General features: G+C 64.0%; 16 protein-coding genes. 8 read left to right on the top strand and 8 right to left on the bottom strand.

Translation table 11 applies throughout. From position 1 onward, the window contains the following. Window positions 1-92: 92 nt before the first annotated feature. From pqqF to nahK, 5 genes are all read left to right on the top strand, one after another. Entirely contained in the window at window positions 93-2,483 is a 2,391-nt protein-coding gene (gene pqqF / locus EGJ86_RS22385; RefSeq protein WP_125836683.1) for a pyrroloquinoline quinone biosynthesis protein PqqF, read from the top strand. Between the two features lie 314 nt (window positions 2,484-2,797). Continuing rightward, window positions 2,798-3,982: a porin gene (locus EGJ86_RS22390; protein ID WP_125836684.1), complete on the top strand. Its 1,185-nt coding sequence runs from the start codon at window positions 2,798-2,800 to the stop codon at window positions 3,980-3,982. Between the two features lie 72 nt (window positions 3,983-4,054). After that, a complete protein-coding gene (locus EGJ86_RS22395) occupies window positions 4,055-4,447 on the top strand; it encodes a hypothetical protein (RefSeq protein ID WP_017363251.1) in 393 nt (130 codons plus the stop codon). Window positions 4,448-4,705: 258 nt separating this feature from the next. Further along, on the top strand, window positions 4,706-5,869 hold the full coding sequence (gene nosP, locus EGJ86_RS22400; RefSeq protein WP_125836685.1) for a nitric oxide-sensing protein NosP: 1,164 nt from the start codon (window positions 4,706-4,708) through the stop codon (window positions 5,867-5,869). Continuing rightward, a complete protein-coding gene (nahK, locus tag EGJ86_RS22405) occupies window positions 5,799-8,441 on the top strand; it encodes a hybrid sensor histidine kinase/response regulator NahK/ErcS' (RefSeq protein ID WP_177432921.1) in 2,643 nt (880 codons plus the stop codon). Before nosP ends, nahK begins: the two co-directional genes overlap by 71 nt. Window positions 8,442-8,691: 250 nt before the next feature. On the opposite strand, the gene EGJ86_RS22410 is transcribed toward nahK, so the two are convergent. From EGJ86_RS22410 to EGJ86_RS22445, 8 genes are all read right to left on the bottom strand, one after another. Further along, on the bottom strand, window positions 8,692-9,111 hold the full coding sequence (locus EGJ86_RS22410) for a GNAT family acetyltransferase (RefSeq protein WP_125836687.1): 420 nt from the start codon (window positions 9,109-9,111) through the stop codon (window positions 8,692-8,694). A gap of 132 nt (window positions 9,112-9,243) precedes the next feature. Beyond that, entirely contained in the window at window positions 9,244-9,909 is a 666-nt protein-coding gene (locus tag EGJ86_RS22415; protein WP_125836688.1) for a response regulator transcription factor, read from the bottom strand. A gap of 23 nt (window positions 9,910-9,932) precedes the next feature. Continuing rightward, window positions 9,933-10,508, bottom strand: a complete 576-nt coding sequence (locus EGJ86_RS22420; RefSeq protein ID WP_125836689.1) for a PQQ-dependent catabolism-associated CXXCW motif protein — start codon at window positions 10,506-10,508, stop codon at window positions 9,933-9,935. Window positions 10,509-10,834: 326 nt separating this feature from the next. Beyond that, window positions 10,835-11,626, bottom strand: coding sequence for an ABC transporter permease (locus EGJ86_RS22425; protein ID WP_125836690.1), 792 nt, complete (start codon window positions 11,624-11,626; stop codon window positions 10,835-10,837). Continuing rightward, window positions 11,626-12,447: an ABC transporter ATP-binding protein gene (locus EGJ86_RS22430; RefSeq protein ID WP_125836691.1), complete on the bottom strand. Its 822-nt coding sequence runs from the start codon at window positions 12,445-12,447 to the stop codon at window positions 11,626-11,628. Before EGJ86_RS22430 ends, EGJ86_RS22425 begins: the two co-directional genes overlap by 1 nt. Further along, window positions 12,444-13,409: a YVTN family beta-propeller repeat protein gene (locus EGJ86_RS22435; RefSeq protein ID WP_125836692.1), complete on the bottom strand. Its 966-nt coding sequence runs from the start codon at window positions 13,407-13,409 to the stop codon at window positions 12,444-12,446. The genes EGJ86_RS22430 and EGJ86_RS22435 overlap by 4 nt, the downstream gene beginning before the upstream one ends. 100 nt (window positions 13,410-13,509) lie before the next feature. After that, a complete protein-coding gene (locus EGJ86_RS22440; RefSeq protein WP_125836693.1) occupies window positions 13,510-14,691 on the bottom strand; it encodes an ABC transporter substrate-binding protein in 1,182 nt (393 codons plus the stop codon). Window positions 14,692-14,812: 121 nt separating this feature from the next. Further along, window positions 14,813-15,772, bottom strand: a complete 960-nt coding sequence (locus tag EGJ86_RS22445; RefSeq protein WP_125836694.1) for a tetratricopeptide repeat protein — start codon at window positions 15,770-15,772, stop codon at window positions 14,813-14,815. A 249-nt stretch (window positions 15,773-16,021) separates the two neighbouring features. Here EGJ86_RS22445 and EGJ86_RS22450 point away from each other — a divergent pair, with 249 nt between their 5' ends. Genes EGJ86_RS22450 through EGJ86_RS22460 form a run of 3 tightly spaced genes read left to right on the top strand, consistent with a single transcriptional unit; the run spans window position 16,022 to window position 18,385 of the window. After that, the gene (locus EGJ86_RS22450) at window positions 16,022-16,459 is read left to right on the top strand and encodes a copper-binding protein (RefSeq protein ID WP_125836695.1); all 438 of its coding nucleotides are present in this window, start codon (window positions 16,022-16,024) and stop codon (window positions 16,457-16,459) included. Window positions 16,460-16,472: 13 nt separating this feature from the next. Next, window positions 16,473-17,738 (top strand): histidine kinase, encoded by a 1,266-nt coding sequence (locus EGJ86_RS22455; RefSeq protein ID WP_125836696.1) that lies wholly within the window; start codon window positions 16,473-16,475, stop codon window positions 17,736-17,738. Continuing rightward, complete coding sequence (locus EGJ86_RS22460; protein ID WP_125836697.1) at window positions 17,735-18,385, top strand: response regulator transcription factor; 651 nt, start codon at window positions 17,735-17,737, stop codon at window positions 18,383-18,385. The genes EGJ86_RS22455 and EGJ86_RS22460 overlap by 4 nt, the downstream gene beginning before the upstream one ends. Window positions 18,386-18,720 lie beyond the last annotated feature (335 nt).

Here is an 18,720-nt window from a genome sequence, read left to right on the forward strand (position 1 = left end):
GACCAAAGGCGCGTTTTACTCGGCCGAAAGCAGGATTGCCTGGCGCTGGTGCGTTGTCGAAGCTGAACGGTACGCTGCCCAGAGAATCCGCGATGACCCTGTACGCTCCACGTTCTGCCTCTGTTCGGCGCTTGGCCAATGGCGCGCACTTGTGTGCGCAGCAGCAGCCTTGGGCGCAGCAGGTGGGGTTGTGTCTGCGGGTGGCGGCGGGCAGTCATGACGAGCCGCAGGCCTATCCGGGCCTGGCGCACTTTCTCGAACATCTGCTGTTTCTCGGTAGCCGCGATTACCCGGTCGACCAGGGGTTGATGGCTTTCGTCCAGCGCCATGGCGGGCTGGTCAATGCCTCGACTCAGACGCGTTACACCGACTTCGTCTGCGAGGTACCGGCCGAGTTGCTGCAGCCAGCGCTGACACGTCTGCTGGATATGCTCGGCCAGCCGCTGCTGGAGAGTGATGCGCAGCTGCGCGAGCGCGAGGTGCTGCACGCCGAATACCAGGCGCGCAGCCAGGATGCCGACAGTCGCATCGATCATGCGCTGGGCCAGGCGCTCTCCGCCGGGCATCGCTGCGGCGCGTTCCTGGCCGGTGATCGCAGCATGCTGGCTGTGGAATCTGCGGAATTTCAGCGGGCGCTGCGTGATCATCATCAGCGCCACTACCAGGCTCGGCATATGAGCCTGACTCTGGTCGGGCCACAACCGGCCGAGCAGTTGCTGGATATCGCCGAGGCGCTACTTGGGAGGTTGCCGGCAGGCGAGGGCGACGCCTGTTCCGCTCCGCCGCCGGATCTGCTGCCGCTGCGAGCACCGTGCCTGCACCTGCAACACAGTCGCCCTGGTGTGTTCCTGGGCCTTGCCGTGCAGCTCGACACCCGCGACCTGAACGCATCGTTGGATCTGTTGCTGGATGCCTTGCAGGACCCTGCGCCCGGCGGCTTGCTCGACGGCTTGCGTGAACTACGGCTGTGCCGGCAGTTGCAGGCGCGGGTGCTGTATCAGCACGGTGGGCAATGCCTGCTGCGCCTGGACTTTCCTGGCGCCAGCGCGGAGCAGGGCGGCGCAGTGCGCGCGGCTGTGCAGAGTTGGGCCATATCTCTGCAGGGCCATGCAGATTGGCCCCAGCGACTGCAGCACCAGCAGCAGGCAGCAGCGCTCAGGTTGCTTGGGCTCAGCCCGTTGGCGGCGGCCAGGGAACTGCAGTCGTCTGCTCAGGACGATAGCCATACCTTGCGCGACCTGAATGCTGTACTGGCTTGCCTGGCTCGCGGTGATGGGTTGATCGAATTGCAGTGCGGCGAGCAGACGCTGCCGTTGTGGCCGGCGATCGGCTTGGATTTGCCATTGCAGGCCCTGCCGGCGCCATCGCCAATTCCAAGCCCGAGTTACCCGTGGCGGGTGCCCGGCAATGATCCGTTGCTGACCGGCGCTGCCGTGGCATCGGCCGTTTTGCCATTGGCCGCGCTACGACATCATCCGGGGCAGGTAGAGGGTGGGCCAGCTGCGCTTTACTGGCGTGGCCCATGTTCAGGCGCGGGCGACGCGGCGGCCATCGAAGCGGGATTGCTGGCGCGCAGCGCCGATCTGCGCTGGCGCGGTGAGCGGCTTGGCATCGCCTGCCAGCTGAGCGTACAAGCTGCTGGCTGGAGCCTTTCATTGCGTGGTCCTGCACCGCTGTTGCCGGCCTTCAGTGCCTTGCTGGTACCGCTGCTGTTGGCCGCGCGTGATGAACCCGTCGAGCCCGCTTCCCAGGGCATGTTGTTGCGGGCGCTGTTGCAGCGTTTGCCGCAGCTCTGCGAGCTGCCCAAGACCTCGCGACTGGAAGGGCTGAGTGTTGGGCTTGGGGCGCGCGAGCAGGCGCAGTTGAACGAATCGTGTGTGGCTGTCGAGCCGCTCACGGATCTGTCGCCCGCGCCGTGTATCAAAACTGGAGTCGACTGGCACCAGGTCGCACAGCCAAGTACGGATGCCGCGTTGCTGTTGTTCTGTCCCTTGCCTGCCGTCGATGCCTGCACCGAGGCTGCCTGGCGTCTGCTTGGCCAGATTTTGCAGGGGCGTTTCTACCAGCGCCTGCGCGGTGAGTTGCAACTGGGTTACGCGCTGTTCGCCGGCTTCCGCCAGGTCGAGGGTTGCCGGGGGTTGCTGTTTGCCTTGCAGTCACCCGTCTGCGAGGCGGCTGACATCTTCGAGCATATCCGCGCCTTTCTGTTCGAGCAGCGTCAGTCGCTCGCTGCGCTGGACGATGAGGCCGTGTCGCGTTACCGCGATGCCTTGCTGCCGACACTGAGCCCGGCCGAGGCCAACCTCGCACGTGCCGAGCAGCTATGGCAGCTGCATCTGGCAGGCTTGCCCGAGGTGCACCTGCAACGGGTTCAGCAGGCGTTGGTCGACCTGACCTCTAGCGATCTGCTGCGAGCACATGAGCAGTTGCTAAGCGCCCGCGACTGGCGCGTATTGGCCAGCGGAGCACCGTCGCCGGCCTAACTGCACCGTTTTTCCTCCCGCTCTCCATTCCGATATGCAGGACTGGGCGTTTTGCGTCTGCCTGCAGACGTTTGCCGATTTCCCTTTTTACAGCGCTTTGCGTGCGCGTCTACGCCCTAGGGCTGGCCAGGTACTACGACCTTTCTCCCGCTACCGGTAGCAAGTCGGTCGCGAGCCGGCGGGAGCGGGCCGGTAGCGCCCGGCCAAAGCAGCAGCGAATCGCTGCCAAGGCAGCGTATGGCCCGCCGGACCTGCTTTCGATAATCGCCTCCGACACGACTGCCCTGGCGGTCGCCACTCAAGCGGAGAGCGTTATGAACAACAACAAGATCGCCATCACTCGATTTCTGCCCCTGACCCTGGCTACGGCCGTCGCCCTGGCGACAGCGCAGCAGGCCGCCGCCGAGATCGTCCTGTACGACAAGGACGACACCACTTTCTCCACCGACGGCTACATCAACGCCTTCTACGTCAACAGCGACGTGGACCGTGATGGCGAGCAGTTCGACCGCCGCCAGTCGCGGGTGAAGATGGGCTTTCTGCCCAACTGGATCGGCTTCAACTTCGGCAAGCAGATCGACGGGCTCAAGCTGACCGGCCGCTCCTCCTTCTGGGTCACCATCAACGACAGCGAAACCAATGGCACCGATACCGCCATCGACGTTCGTCAGTTCTACGGCACCGTTTCCAGCCCGGAGTGGGGCGAAGTGCTGGTGGGCAAGGACTTCGGCTTGTTCTCGCGCTCCAACATCTTCCTCGATGAGCTGCTGGCCGGTTACGGCAACGTGTCCGACACCCTTGGCCTGGTGGACGGCAACGGCGTGTCTTTCGGCAACATCGGCACCGGCTACCCGTATCCGTTCCCGACCTCGCAAATCACCTACCGCAACAACAACCTGGCTGAAGGCCTGCGTGTCGCGGTCGGCATCATGGACCCGGTCGACACCAACGACGACAGCCCGACCGGCAAGGCGTACCAGGAGAACCCGCGTTTCGAATCGGAGGTCAGCTACCAATTCGATCTGGGCGGCTCGACCATCTACACCTGGGTCAACGGTGCCTACCAGACCTCCGAGAACACCGACGATACCGTCGACAAGGTCACCTCCAAGGGGCTCGGCTATGGCGTGCAGGCCAAGTTCGGCGGCCTGTCGCTGACCGGTTCGGGCTTCCAGGCCAAGGGCATCAACCCGTTCTTCACCAACAACCTGGGCGAGCCGACCCTGCGTGACATCGACAGCGACGGCTACCTGCTGCAGGGCTCCTACACCTGGGGCAAGAACCGCGTGGCGCTGTCCTACGGCAAGACCGAGGACGACGGCAACGGCCTGGGCGTGGCGGCGGACTACGAGACCCGCGGCATCGCCTACTTCCGCACCATCAACGACAACCTCAAGCTGGTCGCCGAGTACAACCAGTACCAGATCGATGCTGCCGAAGGCAGCGGTCTGAACGAGGACACCGACACCTTCGCCGTCGGTGCGGTACTCAGCTGGTAAGCCACACGGCTTGCGGACGACGGGAGGCCCAAGGGCCTCCCGTTCTTTTAGGGATCGAAAGAGAAAAAACTGATGATCGGACTCTGGAGCGAATCGGCTCAAACCTATCTGCTGGTACTGGCGATCAGTACCACGCTGGTCTTCGCGCTACCCATCTTCCTTGTACCGCTGACCTGGGCGCGCCTGATGCGCTGGCGCATTCCGCAGGATGTGGACCTCGCGGTGTATTTCGGGCGCTGTCTGGGCGCATTCATCCTGATCGTCGAGGCGCTGATGCTGCGCGCCGCGCTGACCGGTGAAGCGCTGCACACCACCTTCGAGGTGCTGGCCGCGGTGGCCCTGCTGATGGTGCTGGTGCATGTGCATGGCGCGATCAAGCGCATCCAGCCGTGGACGGAAACCCTGGAGATCGGCTTCTACGCCGGGATGTTCGTGCTGACCCTGATGTTCTGGCCGGCTCCGTAAGAACGCTGGTGCGCACGGCGCACCCTACACAAGCATGGCGGCGTCCCAGGTAGGGTGCGCCATGCGCACCAGCGATTCCGGGCCGTGATGGAGAACCGTGTAGGGCTCGATGGCAGACTCCATCATTGCCCTTGGCGCGGGCGTACTGCTTCGCGAGTACGCCCTACGGATCTACTACCCAGTACTCAAGTAGCATGGGGCGCTTGCGGCCTCCTTCGTAGAATTTCCCCATGATCAGCACGTGAATTGGGGCGTGATATGGCCTTGGAACAGTCGGAGGGGGTGCTCAGCGCCGTATCCAGCACGAGGGATGTGGAATTGGCCGCCCAGGAACTGGCGCGCCAGCTGATCCACCCTTATCTCGGCTTCGTGCTGTTCTTCTGCTCGGCCGAATACGATCTCGACGGTCTCGGTCAGGCGCTGGAGGCGCACTTCGGTGGAGTCAGCCTGGTGGGCTGTACCAGCGCTGGCGAGATCACTCCGCAGGGCTATGGCCGTGGCTGCGTGGTGGCGCTGGGCTTCGACCTGCGCTGCTTCTCCATCGCCAGCGTACTGATCGACGAGATGGAGCGCTTCAATCTGCTCGACGCGCAGCAATTGGTCGATGGTCTGGTCAAGGATTGCCGCAGCAACGAGCTGGCCTCGATCAAGGGCCACAGCTTCGCCCTGACCCTGCTCGATGGCTTGTCCAGCCGCGAAGAACTGGTGCTCGGCGCACTCAGCGCGGCGCTGGGCAGCATCCCGCACTTCGGTGGCTCGGCCGGCGACGATAACCACCTGACCCATACCCACGTCTATCACGGCGGGCGCTTCCACAGCGGTGCGGCGGTGGTGGTGCTGTTCAACACCTGGCTGGAGTTCGAGGTGTTCAGCACCCATCACATCCAGCCCAGTGCGGAAAAGCTGGTGGTGACCCGTGCTGACAGTGCCACACGGCGGGTGTACGAGCTCAATGCCGCGCCGGCCGCGCAGGAATATGCCGAGCTGATCGGTCTACCGGTCGAGGCGCTGGATCTGCGCGCGTTCGCCGCCTATCCGCTGGCAGTGCGCATCAGCGATCACTACTACGTGCGCTCGATCCAGCAGGTGCACGACGACCTCAGCCTGACCTTCTACTGCGCGGTGGAGAACGGCATCGTCCTTACTGCCATGCGTCCGGGCCCGCTGTTGCCCAACCTGCAGCAGCTGTTCGCCGGGCTGGAGCAGCGTCTCGGTCCGCTGCTGCTGACCATCGGCTGCGACTGCTTCCTGCGCCGCCTGGAGATCGAGAACGATGGCGGCGTCGAGTCGGTCGCCACACTACTGCGCCAGCAGCGGGTGATCGGCTTCAACACCTACGGAGAGCAGTTCAATGGCATGCACATCAACCAGACCTTCACCGGTGTCGCCATTGGCCGACCTGTTGGGCGTGCCGAGCGCTGAGCTGCAGGCACGCTGTACGGCGCTGGAGCAGGAAAACGCCAAGCTCCGGCGTATCAACGCCGCGCTGATCGAGCGGGTCGAGTCGATCCATTCCCGTGGCGACGACGCCTACGCGGCCTTCCAGCATTCGGTGGTGCTGTCCGAGCAGGTGCGCGAGCGCACCGATGCGCTGAACCAGGCGATGGCCGAACTGAAATCCAGCAACCAGTTGCTCAGCGATGCGCGCTTGCGTGCCGAGACTGCGCACCAGCATTTGATCGATGCCATCGAGAGCATCTCCGATGCCTTCGTGCTGTTCGATGATCGCCAGCGCATCGTGCTGTTCAACAGTCGTTTCAAGGCGCTTTGGGCGCGCAGCCGCGCGCGCATCGGCACCGGCACGCGGCTGGAAGAAATTCGCCGGCTGAGCCGCAGCACCGGCCTGGTGGTAGAAGCGCAGCTGGGCAAGGAGGGCGAGCCGAGCCTGTTCCGCCTGCAGGACGGGCGCTGGGTGCAGGTCAGCGAGCGGCCGACCCGCGAGGGTGGGCTGGTGATTCTCTACACCGACATCACCGAGGTGAAGCAAAGCGAGGCGCTGCGCCGCGAGCAGGCCCTGGCGCAGAAGTCGCGCCTGCTGCAGCGCGCGGTCGACAACCTGTCGCAGGGCATGGCCATGGTCAATGCCGAGGGCGCGCTGGAGTTGTGGAACCACCGTTTCCTCGAACTCTGCGGGCTGGCGCCGATCAACGCCCATCGGCCGTTCGCCGAAGTGATGGCGGAAAGCGAACTTGAGCCGCTGACCCCGGACAGCCGCGATGCCAGCGGCAAACCGCTGCGCCAGGTGGAGGTGCGTCTGTTCGACGGGCGCATGTTGGAAGTGCGTACTCATCCGCTGCCCACCGGCGGCTTCGTCAATACCTTCACCGATATCACCGAGCGCCATCGCCAGGCCCAGGCACTGAGCGACAGCGAGCGCTGGATTCGCCTGATCACCGACCACGTGCCGGCGTTGATCGCCTACCTGTCGGCCGACCTGGTCTACGAATTCACCAACAAGGTCTACGAGGAATGGTACTGCTGGCCGCGCGGCGCCATGCTTGGCCAGAGCCTGCGTGAAGTACACAGCGAGGAGCATTGCCAGCGCCTGGAGCCCTACGTCGAACTGGCGCTGTCCGGCGAGAGCGTGACCTTCGAATTCGCCGAAACCAACCATAACGGCCAGGAGCGCTACATGCTGCGTTCCTACGTGCCCAACCGTCAGGCCAGTGGCGAGGTGGTCGGCATCTTCGTGCTGATCCGCGATATCACCGAGCGTCGCCGCACGGCCGAGGCATTGCACCAGGCCTATCAACATCTGGAACAGCGCGTACGCGAGCGCACCGCCGAGCTGACCACGGTGAACGACCAGCTGCGCCGCGAGATCGACGAGCGCACGCAGATGGAAGCGCGCCTGCGCGATGCCAAGGGCGAGGCCGAGCAGGCCAACCTGTCCAAGACCAAGTTCCTCGCCGCGGTCAGCCATGACCTGCTTCAGCCGCTCAACGCAGCACGGCTGTTCACCAGTGCCTTGTTGGAGAAACGCGACCTGTCAGGCTGTGCGCCGCTGGTGCGCAACGTCAGCAACTCGCTGGAAGACGTGGAAAGTCTGCTCGGCACGCTGGTGGACATTTCCAAGCTCGATGCCGGGGTGATCAAGCCTGATATCGCACCATTCGCCGTCAGCGAGCTGCTGGAGAACCTGGCCGCCGAGTATCACCAGATCGCCCGCAGCGAAGGCCTGCGCCTGGATTACCTGCCCAGCTCGGCCCTGGTGCGCAGCGACGTGCAACTGCTGGCGCGGATTCTGCGCAACTTCCTCAGCAACGCCATTCGCTACACCGCCAGCGGGCGCATCCTGCTGGGTTGCCGGCGGCGCGGCAATAGCCTCTCCATCGAAGTCTGGGACACCGGCATCGGTATCGCCCAGGACAAGCTGGTGGAAATTTTCCAGGAGTTCAAACGCGGCGATAACGTGCAGCGCAAGCAGGATCGCGGCCTGGGCCTGGGCCTGGCGATCGTCGAGAAGATTGCGGGCATGCTCGGCCATCGCATCCGCGTAGCGTCGCAGCAGGGCAGGGGCTCGATGTTTGCCGTCGAGGTGCCGCTGACCCGCCGTGCGCCGCGTGTGCGTGCCGTGCAGGACAGCCCGGATCTGTTGCTCGAACGCCTCAGCGGCGCGCGGGTCTGGGTGCTGGATAACGACGCGGCGATCTGCGCCGGCATGCGCACGCTGCTTGAAGGCTGGGGCTGCCGGGTGGTTACTGCGCTGAGTGAAGAGGACCTGGCGTGCCAGGTGGACAACTACCACGCCGAGGCCGACCTGCTGATCGCCGACTACCACCTCGACGACGAGCGCAATGGCGTCGACGCGGTGGCGCAGATCAACGCCCGGCGCAGCACGCCGCTACCGGCGCTGATGATCACCGCCAACTACAGCAACGAGCTCAAGCAGCAGATGCGCGAGCTGGGCCACAGCCTGCTGCACAAACCAGTGCGGCCGATGAAGCTGAAGGCGGCGATGAGTCATCTGATGGAGCGTGGGGCGGGGGCTTGAAATCCGGTGCGCACGGCGCACCCTAGGGTTTACCCGAGCGAGCAGAGCGCAGGAACGGTAGGGTGGATGTCGCTTTTTACATCCACCGCAGCGGTGGATCGGTACAGCGTGATCCACCCTACGACACTGCGTCGATCCTCCTGTAGGGTGCGCTGCGCGCACCGAGGCGAGCCCGTAGCCCGGATGTAATCCGGGAACGATCACGCCGTTCTACCCCGGATTTCATCCGGGCTACGGTAAGGGCGCCTCGTCAATCATCCGCGATCAGTCGCTTGCCCAGACTGACCGAGGCGTCGATCTTGTAGCCAAGCCGCTCGTAGAAGGCCAATGCCGCTGCGTTGGTGTCGCGCACCTGCAGGCTGAGCTTGGGGCAGCCCAAAGCGAGCAACTGTTCTTCGATATACGCCATTAACTGACGGGCCAGGCCCTGCTGGCGTTGCTCCGGGCACACCGCCAGGTAGTTGACCCAGCCGCGATGCCCCTCGTAGCCGGCCATGGCCGATGCCACCAGCTTGCCGTCGATCTCACCCACCAGAAACAGCTCGGGCTGAACCTGCAGCTTGCGCTGGATGTCCTTGTGCGGGTCGTTCCACGGGCGGGTCAGGTCGCAGCGTTGCCAGAGATCAATGACGGCGGCTTCGTCAGCGAGCCGGAAGGGGCGGATGTGCATGGTGGACTCCAATCGGTGAGGCCGCCGTTTTAGCACGGCTTGATGACGGGAGTCAGAACAACCTCGTTCGTCACTCCCGCGAAGGCGGGAGCCCAGGTGTTGCGCGCGGGATTGACGGTCACTCTTCAGGAGCTAGCGCCGCAGATAGGAGGCGAAATCGATATCGCCGGCCGAAAGGATCGCCTGCACGCGGTTATGCACGTTGAGCTTGCGCAGGATAGCCGAGACGTGGGCTTTGACCGTGGTTTCGGCGATATCCAGGCTGTAGGCGATCTGCTTGTTCGACTCGCCCTTGGTCATCCGCTCGAGCACCAACAGTTGCTTGCGCGTCAGCGCCTGCAGCAGCTCCGGGGCGATGCTGTGGTTGTCGTGGTGATGCCGTGAACTGCCGCTTTTCTGCGAACGGATAATGTCCGGCGGTAGATAAACGTTGCCGTCGAGAATCTGCGCGATGGCGTCGGTCATCTGCGCACGCGGTGAAGACTTGGTGATGAAGCCCACTGCGCCATAGGTGATGGCCTGCAGCACGATCTGCTTGTCCTGCTCGGCCGAAACGATCACCACCGGGATGGTTGGCGCCTCGTTGCGCAGGTTCATCAGCCCGCTCAGGCCATGCATGCCGGGCATGTTCAGGTCGAGCAGGATCAGATCCAGGTCGTCGTGGCTCTGGGTCAGCTCCAGGGCGCTGTCCAGGTCGGCGGTTTCCATGATCTCGCTGCCGGGAAACCCGTCGGCGATGACGTTATGGATGGCTTCACGAAACAGCGGATGGTCGTCGGCAATCAGAATCTTGTACATGGCCTTGCACCTCGTTGTTGTGATTATGGTGTGGCAGTGGGCGTGAGGAAAGCAGCAGGCAGTTCGGCGGGTTTTGCGGGCTCCAGGGGCAGGCCGGCCTGTTCCCAGGCATCGACGCCGTCACGGTACCAGTAGAGCTGGCGATAGCCCATGGCATGGGCGCGGCGCGCGGCGTTCCAGCTCAGCCAGCAGTCGGAGCGGCAGTAGAATACGAAGGGCTGGCGCACGTCGCCACGGCTCTGCTGGTGCAGGTAGTGGGTGAAGTAGCGCTGCCATTGTGGGGCCAGGTTGCCGTCGCCGACGTTGGCCAGCCACAGGCTGCCGGGCAGGTTGGCGTGGGGCGCGTCCTCGACGAAGCGGTCTTGCACGAAGGGGCGTCGATAAACATCGATCAGGCGGGTATCCGGGCGCTCGGCAAGCAGCTTCTGCAGGGCGGGAGTATCGACGATCTGTACGCCTTCCAGACTGGAAGGCGTGGGGCTGCGGTACTGGCTGCTGCGATAGCCGTCGGCATCGAACAGCTCTTCGGCACGCACGACGCAGACCAACAGAAGGGAGGCGAGCATCAGGCCTGCTTGCACGGGCAGACGGTACTTCATGGCAAGGTCTCTACTTATTTTTGTAGCGGTATTACAGGCCATGGTCGCGGGCTTGGGAATTCTACGTTGGAGAGGAAAACCAGTACCAAAGTAGTAGAAAAGGTCGGTTCGCCTTGCATGCAATGTAGGGCGTCCGACCGCCCTGCGGGCTGCGTGTTGAAGGTAGCCAAGGCGAGCAGGTGAGCACCAGAGTCAGCAACGTAGGGCGTCCCGGTGCGCCGGCCGCTCGGGAAGCAGTACGCCATCAGATTTGCGAGTCTACGAATATCGGCGGGCTGTTCGCTTCGCTCCTGAGCCCGCCCTACGAACGAAGCCGCCCTGCGGCTTTAACCCGCCTTGCGCAGCGCAGCATGTTGCGGATTGAAGCTGACTACGGCGAGCAGCGTCAGCAGCACGGTGAGGCCGGCGCAGATCAGCAGCGCCTCGACATGCAGGCGCAGGTACAGCGCATTGCGCACCAACTCCACCGCATGGGTGAAGGGGTTGAACGCACACAGCCAGTACAGCCACTCGCTGGACTCGCGCATTTTCCACAGCGGGTACAGTGCAGACGACAGGAAGAACATCGGAAAAATGACGAAATTCATCACCCCCGCGAAGTTCTCCAGCTGCCTAATGCCGTTGGACAGCAGCAGCCCAAGCGCGCTGAGCAGCAACGCCACCAAAAGTAGCGCCGGCAGCGCCGCGAGCAGGCCCCAGGCTGGTGGTTGCACGCCATAGACCCAGGCGATGGCGAGGAAGGCATAAACCTGCAGCAGCGAGATCAGCGCCGTGGCCAGCAGCTTGGCCACCAGCAGGAAGGCGCGCGGCAGCGGGCTGGTGAGCAGCACGCGCATGCTGCCCATCTCGCGGTCGTAGACCATCGACAGCGAGCCCTGCATGCCGTTGAACAGCAGGATCATGCAGGCCAGGCCCGGCACGATATAGGTGTCGTAGGTGATGTAGGTGTCGTACGGCTCGATGATGGCGATGCCCAGCGCGGCGCGAAAGCCAGCGGCGAACACCAGTAGCCACAGCAACGGGCGCACCAGGGCGCTGAGAAAGCGTGAGCGCTGCAACACGAAGCGCAGCCATTCGCGCAGGACGATGCCACGCAGGCATTCCCAATAGGCGGTCATCAGCGAGCACCTCGCGTAGGGTGCGCCGTGCGCACCGGGGCCGTTTCATCATCGCCAAATTCGCCGGCACGCTTCGGCCGTAGCGCCTCGCGCACATGGCCACGGCCAAGCGCCTCGTCGCCGGTGAGGCGAGCGAAGCTGATGGCCAGGTCGTCGCCGAACTGGCTGGCCTTGCCCCAGGCCACGCGCGCGCCGCGATGGAGGATCAGCAGGTCGTCGCTGGGCTCGATTTCATCCAGCAGGTGGGTCGTCCACAACACGCACAACTCCTGCTCGCGGCACAGGTTGCGCACGTGCCGGCCCAGCGCCAGGCGGCTGGCTGGGTCGAGCCCGGCGCTGGCTTCGTCGAGCAGCAGCAGGCGCGGCTGGTGGAGCAAGGCGCGGGCAATTTCCACGCGGCGACGGTGGCCTCCGTTGAGCGTGCGCACCTTGTCGTGACGACGTTCGGCGAGATCCTGGCGCAACAGCTCCTCGTCGATACGCGCCTGCGCCTCGCGGCGCGGCATGCCGTGCAGCGCGGCGTGGTAGGCGAGGTTCTGTTGCACCGAAAGGTCGAGATCCAGCGTGCTCTGCTGGAACACCACGCCGAGCTGGCGCAGCGCCTGGCGCGGCTGCTCGCGCAGGCTGTGGCCGAAGATACGGATGTCGCCCTGCTGCAGGTCGTACAGGCGGGTGAGCAGAGCGATCAGGGTGGACTTGCCGGCGCCATTGGGGCCGAGCAGGGCACCAAAGCGGCCAGGTGCCAGCTCGAAGGCCAGCTCGTTGAGCGCCTGGCGGGCGCCATAGGCGAAACCGACGCCGCTCACCTCCAAGGCGTTCATGGCGTCACCACCACGCCCCAGGGGTAGCGGCCGACCTTGATCGACTTGGTCACCTTGAGCGTATCGACGTCGATCACCGATACGTCGCCGCTAACGCCGTTGGTAGTCAGCAGGCGCTTCTGATCCGGAGTGAGTGCCAGATGCCAGACGCGCCGGCCCACCAGCAGGTAGTCGAGAATCTCGTAGGTCTTGGCATCCACCACCGCCACATGGTTGGCCGGGCCGAGGGCTACGAAGGCGTACTTGCCGTCGTCGGTCAGCTTGACCCCGACCGGTTGCACCTTGTCCTGGTGCACGCCCTTGATGGCGAAGTTGAGCACCTTGAGCACCTGACGCGAGTCGACGTCCAGCACCGTCACCGTACCGCCGATCTCGGCCGAGGCCCACAGACGTTTGCCGTCCTTGTCGAACTCGACATGGCGCGGGCGCTGGTCGACCAGGGTGTTGTCTACCAGTTGATTGGTGCTGGTATCGATCCAATGCAGCATGTTGGTGGTTTCGCTGGTGTTGACCGCCCACTTGCCGTCGGGGCTCACCGCCATGCCTTCGGGCTCCACGCCGACTTCGATCTGCGCCAGCACCTCGTCGCTCTGGGTGTCGACCACGGTGACAAGGGCATCGTCCTCGTTGGAGATATACAGCCAGCGGTCGTTGGGGTGCAGGGCGAACTGCTCGGGGTCGGCGCCGGAGGGCAGCTCCTTGATGATCTTGCGCGTGGCCAGGTCCATCACCTGCACGCGGTCCGAGTCGCTGGCGCAGATGTACAAGAGCTTGTTGTCGGAAGACAGCAGCAGCCCACGCGGGCGCATGCCGACATCGAGAGTGGCGGTGACCTCCAGGCTGTCGAGGTCGATGACGCTGATGCTGTCGTCCTTCTCGTTGGACACGTAGGCAGTGGCGGCGAATACCGAGTGGCAGGCCAGGCCGAAAGCGACGGCGCAGGCAAGACGGGTCAGTTGCATGGGGTTGATCCTCTTGTTGTAGTTGTTGGCAGCCGGTGCTTTTGTGGGAGGCGCTTAAGCGGCGACTCTCGCGGCTAAAGCCCCTCCCACAGGTGTTCTCCTACCGGGACATACCCGCCAGATCACAGCCAACCTCGGGCCGGTCGTAACCAAGGCTGTCCATCTCATTGATGGGATGGAGAAAACCGTCCTGCGGCGAGGTGCTGACCAGGGCGCGCGGGTGCACCAGCGGAATCGGTTGGCGCAGCTCGCCGTTCCACGGCCGGAAGCTCAACTTGCGGCCCTTGAAGCCGTCCAGCGGCAGTTGTTCGTTCAGCAGCAGATGACGAATGCCCTGCGGCTCGGCGGTGCGCTGCTTGGTGATGGCCGTGGCCAAGCTGCGCACGGCCATCCAGGCGGCGAAGTCGCGGTCGTTCATCCAGCGGCCGGCCAGCTCCTCGAAGCGTTTCTGCAACTGCGCGGCGCCAAAGGTTTCCACCGTTTTGTGCCAGGCGGTCGGGGTCAGGCCCTGGGTTCCGGCCACCGGGCGCGGAAACCAGGTGTTGTAGGGCAGGTATTCGCCGAAGTCGCCGCGCTCGTCGGCCACCAGCACCACGTCGTACTCACTGGCCTGGGTGAACAGCGGCATTTCCGCCTGGGCGCTGCGGCGCTGGTCGTTGTCGAAGCTCCACGGCTTCTCGGCGACGATCTTGTGGCCGAAGCGTTTGGCGGCGCGCTTGAGCGCCTCGGCGTAGGCGAGGTCGTCCTCGGTGCTGCCGGTGACCAGCAGCCAGCGCGTCCATTTGCGCACGGCAAGAAACTGCGCCAGGGCGTCGGCCAGCATGGCGCGGCTGGGCAGGGTGTGCAGCACGTTGCCCAGGCATTGCTCGCGGCGCAGGCCGTCGTCGGCGCTGCCGGCGTTGAGCAGCAGGCTGTCCGGCAGGCGCGCGCTGAGCAGGCGCAGGGTATCGGCTGGGGCGTTGATCACGAACAGGCGAATGCCGGCCTTATGCTGTTGTTCGGCGGCAGCAAGCAGCTCGGTTGCATCCTCGCTCTCGGCGCTTTGCAGTTCGAACTTCTGCTTGAGGAAGCGCCCGGTGCTGTTGCTATCGATGATCGCCAGCTCCGCGCCGCGGCGGCCGGCGTCCAGCGGTTCGGGGATGACGTTGGACAGCAATGGCCCGCGTGGTGGTTGATGAGCCAGGTAGCCGATGCGCACCTGCAGCTCGTTCGCGCTGGCTTCGGCCACCAAGCTGAATGTGGCAGCGAGGCAGAACAACAAGCGGCAACTGATCCGGTGCATGGGACGACTCCTGCAAAGGGTGTCGCCAGCATAGGAAGCGCTTACGGCTCGGGAAATATGCCCAAGGTAGCGCCGGACACGTACGAAGGTAGTAGCTCTTCAGGGTGGCGGTGTGTCGTGCTCACTCGCCCCGCTGGCGGATATCCAGGCGCAGACCGTAGATGCTTGCCCTGCCCTCAAGGAGTTGCAGTCGGGCGCTCTCGTGGATTTCCAGCTGCTGCGTACGTTCGCCGCGTGCCAGCGTTTCGCGAATCAGCGAGAAGGCCAGGATCCCATCATCAGTACTCAGCAGTTCTGGTTCGTTACGTTGGTAGTGATAGCGATCTGTCTGGGCGAATGTTTGTTGCCACAATGCACGCAGCTGCGCCTTGCTCAACGCTTGCCAGCTACGTGACTGCGGCAGGCGCACCTGTATTTGGGCGTCATCGCGGATCAACGCCACCAGCGCGTCAACGTCACGGCGCTGCGCCGCCTGGTCGATCAGGCTGAGTGCGGCCAGTACCGCTTGGCGTTGTTCGTTATTGGGTTGGATGGCGGCAACGCCATCACCGTCCAGCGCGGCAAGAAACTGCTGGGCCTGCGCATGTTCGCCTTGCCTGGCCGCAGCGCGAATCCAGCTCAGGCCATTGGCGTGCTGGCCCTGCTGGTAAAGGCGCTCGCCCAGCGCCCACTGGGCGTCGGCGTTGTCCTGCTCGGCGGCACGCTGATACCAGCGTAGCGCCTCGTCGGGGTCAGCTGGCGTACCGAGCCCGATGTCGTGGGCGCGGGCCACTTCATACATGCCGATAGCGTCGCCCGCATCAGCTGCGCGTCGGTACCAGCTCAACGCCTGCCCCAGATCGGTCCGGGTACCGAGACCTGCGGCGTGCATGTTGCCCAGGTTGAGCATGCCCTGGCGGTTACCGGCTTCGGCGAGCCGGCGATAGCGCTCGAAGGCTTCGTCGAAGTCGCCCATTTTGTACACCGCGTAAGCGTCCAGCACCTGGATCATCTCGCGAGCAATGCGCGTCTGTTCGTCGTCGCTGGCGCTCAGCGGCGTACTCAACAGCGCGCCCAGCAACAGGCCGGCAAGTTGACGCATGGTGATCCTCCAGTGGTTAGACGCGAGCAATGGAGGCTAACAAGCCCAGTGCGTGGGGTATCTAACTCGATGGTGGCGAATGGATGCATCAATGGTGGCGGGTAGGGCGGTCGTGCTGGGCAGTCAGCCCGCAGCTGCCGGGAAATATGCCCAAAGTACCAGCGCGTCAGTACCAAGGTAGTAACCCGGCGCAAGGCGTTACTTCCTAGCATGGCAGGCAACGTCCAATAACAAGAACAGGTGAACGCCATGCGTATTTTCAAGGCTCTGCTACTGCCGCTGTTGCTGATCATCAGCCTGCTCGGTGTCGATCAATTGCACGCCGCCGGTGACATGACCCGCCGCCCGGTGGCATTGCCTGACCTGGTGCTGGGTAACGACGACAGCGACTACTTCATGTCGCAGGCCGAGTACCAGCTGGAAACCGGCCAGGCCTACCAGCTCAAAATCATTGCCAGCGGGCAGAAGGAATACGCCTTCCAGGCGCCGGAGTTCGCCACTTCCATCTACCTGCGCAAGGTCGAGGCGGGTGGCGTGGAGATCAAGGCGGTCACCCTCACTGAACTGGAGTTCGAAGAGGCTGGCGAGGCGGAGATCTTCTTCCTGCCGGTCAAACCGGGCAAATACCGCTTCTACGCCAAAGGCCTGGAAGGCAAGGGCATGCTCGGTCACTTCGTCGTCAAATAGCGCGGCCAAGTAGATGACTGCCCTGGGCCGTATCAATCTCGGCGTCAGCCTGCTGTTCGGGCTGGTGACCCTGGCCGGGCTGGCGCTGCTGTTGCGCCAGGCCAGCCACGATGTGCAGCGCGAGCTACAGGCCGCCGAAGCGGTCGTGGAATACCTCGGTGAAGTGGCGCGCAGCAACCCCGGCAGCCTGCGCCCGGAACTGACCGAGAACCTGCGGCATATCCGCGTGAGCTGGCTGCGACCGGGCGAAGAGCCCGAGCAGCAGACCGAAAGCCTCATCGAGCACTGGATCGCCGAGCGCCTGCTGGGCTCGGCTTCACTGGTGGCCGATGCCTGGCCGCTGGAGGATGGCCGCGAGTTGCATATCGCCCTCGACCCCTATGACGAAATCGAGGAAATCCAGGACTCGCTGCTGCAACTGTTGTTGCTCAGCGCCTTCGCCCTGATCCTCAGCCTGCTGACCATTCGCTTTGCCGTGTGCCGGGCCCGGTGTGTGCTGGACGAGTTGCTCGCCGGCCTGCGTCAGGTCGGTGCCGGTCACTTCGATACGCGCTTGCACGACCACGGCCTGGCCGAGGCCAAGCACCTGGCGGCGCACTTCAACGAGATGACCATCACCCTGCAACAGGTGCAGGCGGACAACGCCGAGCTGACCCAGGCGCTGCTGGAGTTGCAGGAGCGCGAGCGCACGCGCCTCGGCCAGACCTTGCATGATGACCTTGGCCAATACCTCAGCGGCATTCGCGCCCAGGCTTGCCTGCTCAAGGTGATTGCCGACCGGCCGCAGCAGGTGCAGGACACCGCGCGTCTGCTCGACGACAACTGCGAGCGCCTGCAGCAGGGCTTTCGCAGCCTGATCCGTGACCTCTACCCGGTGGTGCTGGAGCGTCTGGAACTCGGCCCGGCATTGCAGCAACTGGCCGCCGATTGGCAGCAGGCGCAAGGCATTCGCTGCCGCTTGCAACTGAGCGAACAACTGCCAAGCCTGCCGCTGGCGAGCAAGGCTCATCTCTATCGCCTGGTGCAGGAGGCCCTGACCAATGTCGCCCGCCATGCCGATGCCAGTGAGGTACGCATTCGTTTGCAACGCCGTGGCCAAGGGCTGCGTCTGCTGGTGCGTGACAACGGCCAGGGCACTGCACTGCCGCTGCGCCCCGGCATCGGCCTGCGCTCGATGCGCGAACGCAGCCGCAGCCTGGGCGGCGAGCTGCGTCTGCACAGCCACCCGCAAGCGGGCTGGGCGCTGTGCCTGAATATTCCCCTGGAGGCAACGCGATGAAGATTCTGCTGGTAGATGACCACGCAGTGGTACGCCAGGGTTACGCCAGCCTGCTGCGCGCCCTGTTGCCAGACGTGCAACTGCGCGAGGCCTGTGATGGTGAACAGGCGTTGCAGCGGGTACAGGAAGAGATTCCCAACCTGGTGATCATGGACATTGGCCTACCCGGCATCAGTGGTCTGGAAACCACTCGCCGCCTGCGCCAGCGCCTGCCGCAACTGCGCGTGCTGTTCTTCAGCATGCACGACGAACTGCCCTTGGTACGCCAGGCGCTGGACGCCGGCGCCATCGGCTACCTGACCAAGAACTCCTCGCCGGAAGTGCTGGTAGAAGCGGTCAAACGCACCGCCGCCGGGCACGCCTATATCGAGCAGCAACTGGCCACCCAACTGGCCTGCAACCCCGCCAGCAGCGACGGCCTCGACCCACGCCTGCGTGAACTGACCCAGCGTGAGTTCGAAATCTTCGTCATGCTCGCCCGCGGCCTGCCACCCCGGCAGATCGCCGAGAAGCTGTGCATCAGCGCCAAGACCTTGTCCAACTACCAGACCCTGGTGAAGAACAAACTGCAGATCAGCTCGCAGGCGGAGTTGGTGCATTTGGCGATTGATAGTGGGGTGGTAAGGGTGGGGTTGGAGAGTGCTTGAGCAGTGCGATATATGTTATCGCGGTGCGTAATCGGGAAAGCCGATCCTATTGCTGCAACCCTTATGTGCCCGCACATACGGGTTTTTTCGCTGGCGTGGCTATGTTCGCATCCCGTCTTTTCAGCCTTATTCTCTCGCGCCGCAAAGCGTGGGTGAAAAGCAAAGGTCAAGTGAATAAAACTGCCGCATGGGCTTTGTAACTGATTGATTTGATTATGGTTGTTTTCGGTGTGGCAGCGGGTGTGCGGAGTTATACCGGGCGGCGGCAAAAACTGAGTGCAACACCTGACCTTTCCGGTACGGTGCTGCCCCTATGTCTTATACCGAACTCAGCG

This window comes from Pseudomonas sp. o96-267 (genome assembly GCF_003935465.1).
Classification (GTDB): domain Bacteria; phylum Pseudomonadota; class Gammaproteobacteria; order Pseudomonadales; family Pseudomonadaceae; genus Aquipseudomonas; species Aquipseudomonas sediminis.